Source organism: Pseudomonas laurentiana (assembly GCF_014648275.1).
In the GTDB taxonomy this organism is placed as follows: Bacteria; Pseudomonadota; Gammaproteobacteria; order Pseudomonadales; family Pseudomonadaceae; genus Aquipseudomonas; species Aquipseudomonas laurentiana.
On sequence record NZ_BMQU01000008.1, the window covers coordinates 12,850 to 24,980 of the forward strand.

The 12,131-nt window shown below is 59.8% G+C and carries 10 protein-coding genes; 7 read left to right on the plus strand and 3 right to left on the minus strand.

The window, feature by feature from the left end:
- The first annotated feature begins 98 nt into the window (after positions 1-98).
- Positions 99-1,625, plus strand: a complete 1,527-nt coding sequence (locus IE038_RS09940; RefSeq protein WP_163932288.1) for a CoA-acylating methylmalonate-semialdehyde dehydrogenase — start codon at positions 99-101, stop codon at positions 1,623-1,625.
- Positions 1,626-1,635: 10 nt separating this feature from the next.
- The gene (gene mmsB / locus IE038_RS09945; protein ID WP_163932291.1) at positions 1,636-2,523 is read left to right on the plus strand and encodes a 3-hydroxyisobutyrate dehydrogenase; all 888 of its coding nucleotides are present in this window, start codon (positions 1,636-1,638) and stop codon (positions 2,521-2,523) included.
- Positions 2,524-2,583: 60 nt separating this feature from the next.
- Here mmsB and IE038_RS09950 read toward each other — a convergent pair whose 3' ends face one another.
- On the minus strand, positions 2,584-2,928 hold the full coding sequence (locus IE038_RS09950; RefSeq protein ID WP_065759305.1) for a cupin domain-containing protein: 345 nt from the start codon (positions 2,926-2,928) through the stop codon (positions 2,584-2,586).
- 283 nt (positions 2,929-3,211) lie between these two features.
- On the opposite strand from IE038_RS09950, the gene mdaB reads away from it, so the two are divergent.
- The 3 genes from mdaB to ggt all read left to right on the plus strand — a co-directional run bounded on the left by mdaB (position 3,212) and on the right by ggt (position 6,551).
- A complete protein-coding gene (mdaB, locus tag IE038_RS09955; protein ID WP_163932294.1) occupies positions 3,212-3,802 on the plus strand; it encodes an NADPH:quinone oxidoreductase MdaB in 591 nt (196 codons plus the stop codon).
- A gap of 67 nt (positions 3,803-3,869) precedes the next feature.
- Positions 3,870-4,766, plus strand: a complete 897-nt coding sequence (locus tag IE038_RS09960; RefSeq protein WP_163932297.1) for a LysR family transcriptional regulator — start codon at positions 3,870-3,872, stop codon at positions 4,764-4,766.
- A 117-nt stretch (positions 4,767-4,883) separates the two neighbouring features.
- The gene (gene ggt / locus IE038_RS09965) at positions 4,884-6,551 is read left to right on the plus strand and encodes a gamma-glutamyltransferase (protein WP_163932300.1); all 1,668 of its coding nucleotides are present in this window, start codon (positions 4,884-4,886) and stop codon (positions 6,549-6,551) included.
- Between the two features lie 65 nt (positions 6,552-6,616).
- Here ggt and IE038_RS09970 read toward each other — a convergent pair whose 3' ends face one another.
- Positions 6,617-8,536: a methyl-accepting chemotaxis protein gene (locus IE038_RS09970; protein WP_163932303.1), complete on the minus strand. Its 1,920-nt coding sequence runs from the start codon at positions 8,534-8,536 to the stop codon at positions 6,617-6,619.
- A 436-nt stretch (positions 8,537-8,972) separates the two neighbouring features.
- On the opposite strand from IE038_RS09970, the gene pcaH reads away from it, so the two are divergent.
- Positions 8,973-9,692: a protocatechuate 3,4-dioxygenase subunit beta gene (pcaH, locus tag IE038_RS09975; RefSeq protein WP_065759301.1), complete on the plus strand. Its 720-nt coding sequence runs from the start codon at positions 8,973-8,975 to the stop codon at positions 9,690-9,692.
- An 11-nt stretch (positions 9,693-9,703) separates the two neighbouring features.
- Entirely contained in the window at positions 9,704-10,309 is a 606-nt protein-coding gene (pcaG, locus tag IE038_RS09980; RefSeq protein WP_163932306.1) for a protocatechuate 3,4-dioxygenase subunit alpha, read from the plus strand.
- A 68-nt stretch (positions 10,310-10,377) separates the two neighbouring features.
- On the opposite strand, the gene IE038_RS09985 is transcribed toward pcaG, so the two are convergent.
- The gene (locus IE038_RS09985) at positions 10,378-12,096 is read right to left on the minus strand and encodes an FAD-dependent oxidoreductase (RefSeq protein WP_189395549.1); all 1,719 of its coding nucleotides are present in this window, start codon (positions 12,094-12,096) and stop codon (positions 10,378-10,380) included.
- Positions 12,097-12,131 lie beyond the last annotated feature (35 nt).

Below are 12,131 nucleotides of genomic sequence, written 5' to 3' on the forward strand. Positions count from 1 at the left end.
CACATCTATACTCCAAATCAGCCCCCTTGACCAAGTGCCCGTCGCGCTTGACGCGCCGAAGGCGATCTCTCCCTAACAACAAATTCAGGAGAAGCCCCATGAACGCATCCCTTACGCCCAACCAGACCAAGGTCGACCAGGTTCGCCTGCTGATCGACGGCCAGTGGGTAGAATCGAAAACCACAGAATGGCGTGACGTGGTCAACCCAGCCACCCAGCAGGTGCTGGCGCGGGTACCCTTCGCCACGGCCGATGAAGTCGATGCAGCCATTGCGGCAGCTCAACGTGCGTTCAAGACGTGGCGTGACACGCCGATTGGTGCGCGGATGCGCATCATGCTCAAGCTGCAGGCACTGATTCGTGAACATTCCAAACGCATCGCGCTGACCCTCAGCGCTGAGCAGGGCAAGACCATTGCTGATGCTGAAGGCGATATTTTCCGCGGCTTGGAAGTGGTCGAGCATGCGTGCTCCATCGGCACCCTGCAGATGGGCGAATTTGCTGAAAACGTAGCCGGTGGCGTTGATACCTACACCCTGCGTCAGCCGATCGGTGTCTGTGCCGGTATTACCCCGTTCAACTTCCCGGCGATGATTCCGCTGTGGATGTTCCCGATGGCGATCGTGTGCGGTAATACCTTTGTCCTCAAACCGTCCGAGCAGGACCCGCTGTCGACCATGATGTTGGTGGAGCTGGCAATCGAAGCCGGTGTGCCGGCCGGCGTACTGAACGTTGTGCATGGCGGCAAGCAGGTGGTTGATGCGCTGTGCACTCATCAGGACATCAAGGCCATTTCGTTCGTCGGTTCGACCGAGGTCGGTACCCACGTCTACAACCTGGCGGGTCAACACGGCAAACGCGTGCAGTCGATGATGGGCGCGAAGAACCATGCAGTTGTGCTGCCTGATGCCAACCGTACGCAAACCCTCAACGCACTGGTGGGTGCAGGTTTCGGTGCTGCCGGTCAGCGCTGCATGGCCACTTCGGTTGCGGTTCTGGTGGGCAAGGCCCGCGAGTGGCTGCCGGAGCTCAAAGAGCTGGCGTCCAAGCTCAAGGTCAATGCCGGCAGTGAGCCGGGCACCGATGTCGGCCCGCTGATTTCCAAGCGTGCCAAGGAGCGCGTCTTGGGCTTGATCGAGAGCGGTATCCGCGAAGGTGCAAAACTGGAACTGGATGGTCGTGACGTCAAGGTTCCCGGCTACGAGGAAGGCAACTTCATTGGTCCGACCCTGTTCTCTGGGGTGACTACCGACATGCAGATCTACACCCAGGAAATCTTCGGCCCTGTGCTGGTGGTGGTGGAGGTCGACACCCTTGATGAGGCCATTGCCCTGGTCAACCGCAACCCCTTTGGTAACGGCACGGGCCTGTTTACCCAAAGCGGCGCGGCTGCCCGCAAGTTCCAGAGTGAAATCGACGTTGGTCAGGTCGGTATCAACATTCCAATCCCGGTCCCGGTCCCGTTCTTCAGCTTCACCGGTTCGCGCGGTTCCAAGCTCGGAGACCTGGGCCCTTACGGCAAGCAAGTGGTGCAGTTCTACACTCAGACCAAGACCGTCACCGCCCGTTGGTTCGATGACGACAGCGTCAACGACGGTGTGAACACCACCATCAGCCTGCGCTAAGGAGATCGTCATGCGTATTGCATTTATCGGCCTGGGCAACATGGGGGCGCCAATGGCGCGCAACCTGATCAAGGCCGGGCATCAACTGAACCTGTTTGACTTGAACAAGGCCATCCTGGCCGAGCTTGCCGAGTTGGGCGGGCAGGTCAGCGCCTCGCCACGTGAAGCGGCAGAAGGCAGCGAGCTGGTGATTACCATGCTGCCGGCTGCTGCCCATGTGCGCAATGTGTACCTGAGTGAAGACGGCGTGCTGGCGGGTGTACGTGCCGGTACCCCGGTGGTGGATTGCAGCACCATCGACCCACAGACGGCCCGTGATGTTGCGGCCGCTGCTGCCAAGCAGGGCGTGGCACTGGCTGATGCACCGGTTTCCGGTGGCACGGGCGGCGCCCAGGCGGGCACATTGACCTTCATGGTGGGCGCGAGCGCTGAACTGTTCGCCACCTTGCAGCCGGTACTGGCGCAGATGGGCCGTAACATTGTTCATTGCGGCGATGTTGGCACCGGGCAGATCGCCAAGATCTGTAACAACCTGCTGCTGGGTATCTCGATGGTTGGGGTGTCCGAGGCTATGGCGCTAGGCAATGCCCTGGGTATCGACACCAAGGTTCTGGCAGGGATCATCAACAGTTCTACTGGGCGTTGCTGGAGCTCTGATACCTACAACCCGTGGCCGGGCATCATCGAGACAGCACCGGCTTCGCGCGGCTATACCGGCGGTTTTGGTGCCGAACTGATGCTCAAGGACCTGGGATTGGCGACTGAGGCGGCACGCCAGGCTCACCAGCCAGTGATCCTCGGCGCGGTGGCGCAGCAGTTGTATCAAGCGATGAGTTTGCGCGGTGATGGCGGCAAGGATTTCTCGGCGATTGTCGAGGCGTACCGCAAGCCCGAATAGCACGCGGCGTTGATTGTCGGCAGGCCGGCTCCTTCACAGGAGCTGGCCTGTTGGTATTGCTCAGGCAAAGACGAAGTATTTGCGCACGGTCTCCACCACTTCCCAGGTGCCGCGCATCCCCGGTTCAACGATGAAGATGTCTCCCGCCCGCAGGTGGATCGGCTCCTGGCCATCAGGCGTGATCACGCAGTAGCCTTCCTGAAAGTGACAGTACTCCCACTTCTCGTAATTGACCCGCCATTTGCCCGGCGTGCAGATCCAGGTGCCCATGATCTTGCTGCCATCCTCACTGGTGTAGGCGTTGAGGTTGACGGTGTGCGGGTCTCCGGCGAGTTTCTCCCATTTGCAGGCATCGAGTACCGGTAACGGGTGGGTGTCGCGCAGGACGACGATCGATTTCGACATGAGGGCTCCAGGCAGGCTGAGGAAGTGAATCCGCAGCCTAGCGGGCGACTCAACTCTCCAGTTGTCTGGGCTCGACATCAAACTGTCCAGAAACGCAAAAGCCACGAGCCTTGCGACAGGTAACCGACTGCAATAATTCGCGTTAAATTCGTGCGTTCTAGTCAAAAGCGTTTTGCCGTCGAGGTGGTTTTTCCGGGCTTTGTTCATCGCTAACCTGCCCAGCATTCAATTCCATCCGGTTCGCCATCTCAATGGCGTCGACCGGACACCCGATGAGGTCCCGATGAAAAAAGTCCTGTTGCTCAATGGCGGCAAGAAATTCGCCCACTCCGATGGGCGCTTGAATGAAACCCTGCATGAGGCAGCACTGGCATTTCTGGATCGTGCCGGCTTTGACGTCAAGTCCACCTACATCGACGGTGGCTATGACAATGCTGAAGAGGTGCAGAAATTTCTCTGGGCTGATGTGATCATCTATCAAATGCCCGGCTGGTGGATGGGCGCTCCCTGGATCGTCAAGCAGTACCTTGATGAGGTCTTCACCGCCGGTCATGGCAGCCTTTATGCCAGCGATGGCCGAACCCGTTCCGACGCTTCGCAGAAGTACGGCAGCGGCGGCCTTGTTCACGGCAAGCAATACATGATTTCCGCCACTTGGAACGCGCCGCAGCAGGCATTCGATGATCCCGATGACTTCTTTGAAGGCAAGGGTGTGGACGCCGTGTACTTCCCGTTTCACAAGGCCAATCAGTTCCTCGGCATGACCGGCCTGCCGACGTACCTGGCGGTGGATGTGATGAAGCGACCGAACGTTGCTGCCGCCGTCGCTGCATACGAACAGCACCTGGCCGGGGTTTTCCAGATCCCGGCCTGATAGGTGCTTGCACAAGCACGTGCAAGCCGCTATCAATCAGCGTTGGGTTGCCGCACAAGGTGCTAGCGTGAAAGCCAGGTCCGATGAGTTACAGGTGTTCGTCTCCGTGATCGAGTGCGGCTCGATTTCCGCTGCGGCCGAGCAGGTCGGGCAGACCCCATCGGCGATCAGTCGGACCTTGTCGCGCCTGGAAGCCAAGCTGTGTACCACGTTGATCAACCGCACCACCCGCCGCATGGACCTGACCGAGGAGGGGCGGTTTTTCTTCGAGCGTGCCAAGGCGATTCTCGCGCAGATGGATGAGCTTGAAGAGCGTTTGTCGTTGCACCGTCAGACGCCGTCCGGGCGGCTGCGGATCAACGCGGCGGCGCCGTTCATGCTGCATGCCATCGTGCCCTGGGTGGCGGAGTTCCGTGAGCGCTATCCGGATATCCAGCTGGAGTTGAACACTGACGACCTGATCATTGATTTGCTGGAGCAGGGCACGGATGTGGCGATCCGCATTGGCGAGCTGTCCGACTCCAGCCTGCATGCCCGTTCACTGGGTTGCAGCCCGCTTCAGATCCTGGCCAGCCCCGAGTACCTTGCGCGGCATGGCACGCCACGGCAGGTTGAAGACCTGGCCGGTCACTCGCTGCTGGGCTTCAGCCAGACCGAGACGCTCAATCACTGGCCTTTGCGCCATGCTGAAGGCGATCGTCTACCCATTCGTCCGAGCCTGTCGGCCTCCAGTGGTGAAACCCTGCGTCAATTGGCCTTGGCCGGGGCAGGCATCGTATGCCTGTCACACTTCATGAGCCACGAGGACGTGCGGTCCGGACGCCTGCAGGTGATCCTTGCCGAGGCTAACAGCGGCTATCGCCAGCCGATCCATGCGGTGTACTACCGCAATACGCAACTGGCCTTGCGTATTCAGTGCTTTCTCGATTTCATTCAGCAAAAGCTGGCGGTCTACGCCTGCTGAGTTTTCTGCGCGCGACAGGGGCTGCCTGAACGCGGCTGCTTTCCCTTCGGTGTTTGATATGTCGTTCGACATCAGCCTTAATGGGTGTTCAACGAAAACAACACTAAGGAAGCTTTCATGCGCGTTGTGATGTTCCGACTCCTGACCCTCAGTGCAGCGATAATCGCTAGTTCTTCGGCCTACGCCGTGACGCTGAACGGTGGTGCTGTCGCTGCGCCCGATCAATATGGTGCACAGGTAGCCGCTGAAGTCCTGAAAAAAGGTGGAAACGCGGTGGATGCTGCCGTCGCGACCGCGTTCACGCTGGCGGTGACGTACCCCGAAGCCGGCAACATTGGCGGCGGCGGTTTCATGACCCTGTACATGGACGGTAAACCCTATTTCCTCGACTACCGTGAAATCGCGCCGAAAGCGGCGAACCGCACCATGTACCTGGACGAGAAGGGTGAGGTCATCGAGAACCTCAGTCTCGTCGGTGCGCGTGCTGCCGGTGTTCCAGGTACGGTGATGGGGTTGTGGGAGGCGCATCAGAAGTTTGGCAAGCTGCCTTGGGCCGAATTGCTGACCCCTGCGGTTGGTTACGCCAAGAATGGCTTCAAAGTCGCCTCCAAGCAGTACCAGTACCGTGAGGATGCCCTCGGCCTGTTCAAGGACAGCACCAACTTCAACGACTATTTCGGCAGCATGAAAGTCGGCGAAACCTTCAAACAGCCCGAGTTGGCGCAAACCCTGGAGCGCATTGCCAGTAATGGCGTCAGTGAGTTCTACCAGGGCAAGACCGCTGACCTGCTGGTCGCCCAGATGCAGGCCGACAAGGGCTTGATCAGCAAGGATGACCTGAAGGATTACAAGGCTGTCTGGCGTGAGCCGATGCGTATCGACTGGCGCGGCAACACCGTATACACCGCGCCGTTGCCAAGCTCCGGTGGTATTGCCCTGGCGCAACTGCTGGGCATCAAGGAAAACCGCGCTGCTGACTTCAAGGGCGTTGAATTGAACTCGGCTCGTTACATCCACCTGCTGGCTGAAATCGAGAAGCGGGTGTTTGCCGACCGTGCCGACTACCTCGGCGACCCTGATTTCAGCAAGGTGCCGGTTGAGCAACTGGTTGCCAAGGATTACCTGGTCAAGCGTGCCAAGGAGGTCAATGCGACGGCCATCTCCGAGACAGAGAACGTCCGCCCGGGCCTGGAACCGCATCAGACCACGCACTTCTCCATTGTCGACAAGCAGGGTAACGCGGTCAGCAACACCTATACCTTGAACTGGGACTACGGCGGTGGCGTGGTCGTCAAGGGCGCGGGCTTCCTGCTCAATGATGAAATGGATGATTTCAGTTCCAAGCCTGGCGTGGCCAACGCCTTCGGGGTGGTCGGCGGTGACGCCAACGCCATCGAGCCGGGCAAACGCATGCTTTCGTCGATGAGCCCAACGCTGGTGACCCGCGACGGCCAGGTCACCCTGGTCCTGGGCACGCCAGGTGGTTCGCGGATTTTCACCTCGATCTTCCAGGTGTTGAACAACCTCTATGACTACAACCTGCCGCTGGAGAAGGCTGTTGCCGCGCAGCGTGTACATCATCAGTTGCTGCCTAAGGACACCATCTATTACGACGCCTATGCCCCATTGAATGGCAAGGTGGCTGAGGATCTTAAGAGGATGGGGTACACCCTGGAGGATCAGGGTTGGGAGATGGGGGATATCCAGGCGATCCGGGTCAATGGCGCGGCGCTGGAGACCGCTTCCGATCCTCGTGGCCGGGGTGTGGGCCACGTGGTGAAGTAACCGGCGTTATCGCTGTCACTGTCGACGCCTGCAGGTGTCGGCAGTGCCAGCGGATGTTGTGCAGGTCAGACGCGGAAGTGGCTGACCATCATCTGCAACTGGTTACCCAACCGCGCCAGCTCGACACTGGACGCTGCGGTTTCTTCGCTGGCTGCGGAAGTCTGCTCCGAGACATCGCGTACATTGAGGATGCTGCGGCTGATCTCCTCGGCTACAGCACTTTGCTGTTCTGCGGCTGTGGCGATCTGCTGATTCATCGACTGGATGTTCGACACCACGCGGGTGATGTTCTCCAGTGATGCACCGGCCTTGCGTGTCAGTTCGACGCTGCTGTCGGTCAGGTTACGGCTGTTCAGCATCACGTTGGCGACCTGTTGGGTGCCGCTTTGCAGACCTGCTACCAGTTCTTCGATCTCCTCTGTGGATTTCTGCGTGCGCTGGGCCAGGCCGCGAACCTCGTCAGCGACCACGGCAAAACCGCGGCCGGCTTCGCCTGCTCGGGCTGCTTCGATCGCGGCATTCAGGGCGAGCAAGTTGGTCTGCTCGGCAACCGACTTGATCACGTCCATGACGCTGCCGATTTTCTGGCTTTCCTGTTGCAGATGCCCCATGGCGTCCGTCGAGCGCTTCACTTCTTCTGCCAGGCGTTCAATTTGGGCAATGGCCTGGGCGACGACCTCGTCTCCGGCGCGAGCCTGACCATCTGCATCGGTGGCCGCTTCGGAGGCCAACTCGGCATTGCGCGCCACTTCCTGCACGGTAGTTGCCATTTCATGCATGGCAGTTGCCACCTGATCGGTTTCGACCTTCTGGCTGTTGACTCCAGCGCTGGTCTCCTCGGTGACCGCCGAGAGTTCTTCTGCTGCGCTGGCGATCTGGGTGACGCCGTCGCGGATGCCTGTGATCAAGTCACGCAGGGTGCTGCCCATGCGCTGTATACCGTGCTGTAAAACACCCAACTCGTCTTTGCGAGTCACGCGAAATTCATGAGTCAGGTCGCCTGCAGCGATCTTCTCGACCACCTTGAGGGTGTCTTGCAGCGGGCGGGTAATCTGGCGGGTAATGATAGCCGCGGCCAGTACGCCGAACAGCAGTGCCAGCAGGGTGCTGATGAGTTGCAGGGTGCGCGCCTGGGCGCTTTCATCATCACGGCGATCCAGTTGGATCTGGTAGAGCTGATCGCTGTATTTGACGATATCGGCGCCTTGTACGGTCATTTCCTGGCGAGCTACGGCAATCTCGGCAATGGCGTTCTTGAAGGTAAGCACGGCATCACGGTAGGCGAGGATGGCGCTTTCGAACTGCTTGGCCCGGGTGGTCTCGCGGGGCAGGTGATCGTTCAGTTGGCGCACTTCAGCCAAGGCTGTATCCAGTTGTCGCAGGGCTGCCTGCTCGGTCGAAGTACTGAGATCGGCAATGTAGCTGCGCACTTCCAGGCGCACCATCATCAGTTGTTCCTTGACCCTGGCAATGGCCTGGAATTGCTCAAGACGACGAGGGTCGCTCTCTGGCAACGCCAGGACATCGCGGTTGATCGACGCTATCAGCTCGATGGCGCTGGCGGCCGCCACGCCCATCGCATCGCGGGCGGCCAGAGTGGTTCTGTAGCCGTTGCGCATCTTGTTCAGCGAGACCTGATACGCGCTGATGGTCTTGGCCTGCTCCTGCAGCAGTTTGATGTTCTCAGGGCTTTTGAAGCTGTTCAGCAGTTTCTGCTGTTGCTCGCTGAAGGTGTTGAGTTTGGCTTGAACATTGATGGCGCTGGTGTCATCGCCATTGGTCAGCATGTATTGCAGGCGCGCAATGCGCATGTTCGTCAGGTCGCTGTTGAGCTGAGTGATGTCGCTCATCCAGTTGCTACGGTCGATCAGGCCACCAAGGCTGGTCCAGCCTGTCAGCGCCAGAAGGCCGGTCAGTAACAGCACCAGGCCGAAGCCCAGGCCGAGTTTCACATTGACGCTGATATTGGCAAACCAGCTGTTCATACAATCCCTCCAGGAACGTTTACGGTCTTGATCCTGATCGCTGGAAGGTTGTTTTTCTTGGTGCCAGGCGATCCATACGCTGGCTTTATCGGCGGCTGCCTAGGTAGCTGAAACGCTTTTTCAGCAATTCCTACGAAATTGATCAACAAAGTGTTTAGCGAATGTTTCTTCGGCGTTCAGGGCTTCTTCACTGTCTCCTGAATCAAGCCTGCCCAGGCGCTTTGTACCTTGTAGGCCCAGCCCCGGCCAGCTCTTGGTTTCGCCATGGCCTATGAGCACTCTTGGGTTCGGCCAGGTGAGCGCGCCACGCCATACATAACCTATTGGTTATGTTTCCCATGGTTCTTTTCAGTTCCCGTCGAGGCCGTCTTGCCCGACACTGGGTGCTCGCCTGCTCCTCCCGGGCTTTTCCACATCCAATAACAAGGAGAACGGCATGTCCGCCACAGACGACAGTCGCTTCGCTATCCGTGATCGCAATTGGCACCCGAAGGCCCTGACCCCTGACTACAAGACGTCCGTTGCCCGGTCGCCGCGCCAGGCACTGGTGAGCATTCCCCAGTCGATCAGCGAAAGCACCGGTCCAGACTTTTCTCACCTGCAGTTTGGTCAGCATGACCACGACCTGTTGCTGAACTTCAACAACGGCGGCCTGCCGGTCGGTGAGCGCATCATCGTTTCCGGTCGGGTCTGCGACCAGTACGGCAAGCCGATTCCGCATACTCTGGTGGAGATGTGGCAGGCTAACGCCGGTGGTCGTTATCGGCACAAGAACGACCGTTACCTGGCGCCTCTGGACCCTAACTTCGGTGGTGTCGGTCGGGCCTTGACCGACCGTGATGGCTATTACAGCTTCCGCACGATCAAGCCCGGTCCTTACCCGTGGCGTAACGGGCCGAACGACTGGCGTCCGGCGCATATCCACTTCTCCATCAGCGGCCCATCGATCGCTACCCGGTTGATTACCCAGCTGTACTTTGAAGGTGATCCGCTGATTCCGATGTGCCCGATCGTCAAGTCGATCGCCAATCCTGAAGCGGTACAGAGCCTGATCGCACGCCTGGACATGACCAACGCGAACCCGATGGATTGCCTGGCCTATCGTTTCGACATCGTGCTGCGCGGTCAGCGCAAGACGCACTTTGAAAACTGCTAAGGAGCCCCGCCATGCCTACTCAACTGCTGCCGGAAACCCCTTCGCAGACCGCCGGTCCTTACGTTCATATCGGTCTGGCACTGGAGGCCGCCGGTAATCCGACTCGCCCTCAGGAAATCTGGAACCGTATGGCGCGTGCCGATGCTCCGGGCCAACAGATCCTGGTGTTTGGTCACGTGTACGATGGCAACGGCCATCTGGTGCGCGACTCGTTCCTGGAGTTCTGGCAGGCTGACCATGAGGGTCGCTATCAGCCAGATTTCAACCTGGAAAAGCCATTCAACAGCTTCGGTCGTACTGCTACGACCTTTGATGCGGGCGAGTGGAACCTGCACACCATCAAGCCTGGTGTCGCGCTGAATGCCGCTGGTGTGCCAATGGCCCCGCACATCAACGTCAGCTTGTTTGCCCGTGGTATCAATATCCACCTGCAGACCCGCTTGTACTTCGATGATGAGGCCGAGGCCAACGCCAAGTGCCCGGTACTCAACCTGATCGAGCAGCCGCAGCGTCGTGAGACCCTGGTTGCCCGGCGTTGTGAGGTGGACGGCAAATTGGCCTACCGCTTCGACATTCGCATTCAGGGTGAAGGCGAGACCGTGTTCTTCGACTTCTGAGTCTGTAGCGTCATTAAAGAAGCCCGCCCATTGGCGGGCTTCTTTATGGGCTGCCGTTTGTAGCTGAATTACTCGTAGGCTGTTGCGCCGGCAATGTGGCGTCCGGCGATGTAGCCGAAGGTTGCGGCCGGGCCCAGGTTGATCCCGCCGGCCGGGTAGTGACCGCCCATGATGCTGGCCATGTCGGTACCGACCGCATACAACCCGGCAATGGGCTGGCGCTGGTCATTAAGCACCTGGGCGTGCTCGTTGGTCTTGAGACCCGCGAAGGTGCCGAAGCAGCCAGGTTCGACTTTAACCGCATAGAAGGGGCCCTTCTCGATAGGCGCGACGCAAGGGTTGGGGCCATGCAACGCGTCCCCCTGCTTGCGGTTGTAGGGTGTAGAACCACGGCCGAACAAGGGGTCTTCGCCGTTGCGCGCATGGCGGTTGTATTGCGCGACGGTCGCGCTCAAACCCTGTGGGTCAATACCGCAGGCCTGAGCCAGCGCCTCAAGGGTGTTGCCTTTCTTCAGGTAGCCGGAGCGTACGAACGGTTCAACCGGCAGTGGGAACGGGCGGGAAATCCCCAGGCCATAACGACGCTGGAAGGCATGGCTGCAGATCAGCCAGGAGGCGACCTCTTCACCCGGCGCCGCGGCGACCATGGCACTGACATAGTCGTAGTAACCGCCGGCTTCGTTGACGAAGCGCTTGCCGTTCGCCAGGACCCCGATAATGCCCGGCTTACCGCGTTCGATGATGTGCGGGAAGTGGCCGTAGGTTCCGTCTTTGTACGGTACTTTCGAGACCGGCGCCCAGGCGACCGGGCTGAGCAGGTCGTCGGCTACCTGGCCGCCAACACTTTCGCCCAGCCGCAGGCCATCGCCGTTGGCACTCAGGGGGGGCAAGGCCAGGTGTTCGCTGCCAGTGGGCGTACGCGGGAACAACGCCTTGCGACGCTCGATGTCGTTGGGGAAGCCGCCTGCTGCCAGCACTACCGCCTGACGCGCACGGACCGTAACGGGGCCGTTGCGTGTTTGCACGACTGCGCCAGCCACCCGGTTGTTTTCGTGAATCAGTTCGCTGGCCGGTGCCGACTCCCAGAGCAGTACGCCGAGGTCTTCGGCGGACTTGGCCAGCCTGGCCACCAGTGCAACGCCATTCACCAGATGCATGGCCCTGCCGTTGAGCGCCAGATCGAGCAGGTGCTTGCTGAAGCGCTTGGTCACGTGGAGCAGCGAGCGCCAGGAGCGGGTCAGGGTCAGGAAGGCGGCGAGGTCTTTGCCGGCCATGATCGGCATGCCCATGAACGAGGTTTCGCGCATGGTCTTGCGCAGGCGTTTGAGCAACTTGCCGACTTCGCGAGCATTGTAGGGCGCGGCGATCACTGAGCGTCCCCCCGTGCCGGCACCCGGCGTGTCGCCGTGAATATCGGCGATCGCGTTGCCATCGGAGAATTGCAGGGCCGTGTGGCGTTCGAAGAACGAGACCATGTGGGGCGCAGCTTCAAGAAACGCATCGATCATCACCGGGTCGAAGCGCTCGCCCAGTTCGTGTTCGAGATAAGTGCGGGGTAGCGAACGGTCTTCAATGATACCGGCACGTTGCGCCAGCGGATTGCACGGTACCCACATCCAGCCACCGGACCAGGCGGTGGCGCCGCCGAACACGGGATCCTTTTCGACTACGATGACCTTCTTGCCATGCCAGGCAGCTGTCACCGCGGTGGATAAACCGGCGGCACCGGAGCCGATGACCAGGACATCACAGTCCACCGTGGTGTGCAGAGAAGTGTCGGCAGGCATTTGAGATCTCACGTTGAGGGTCGAATAGTTTTGTT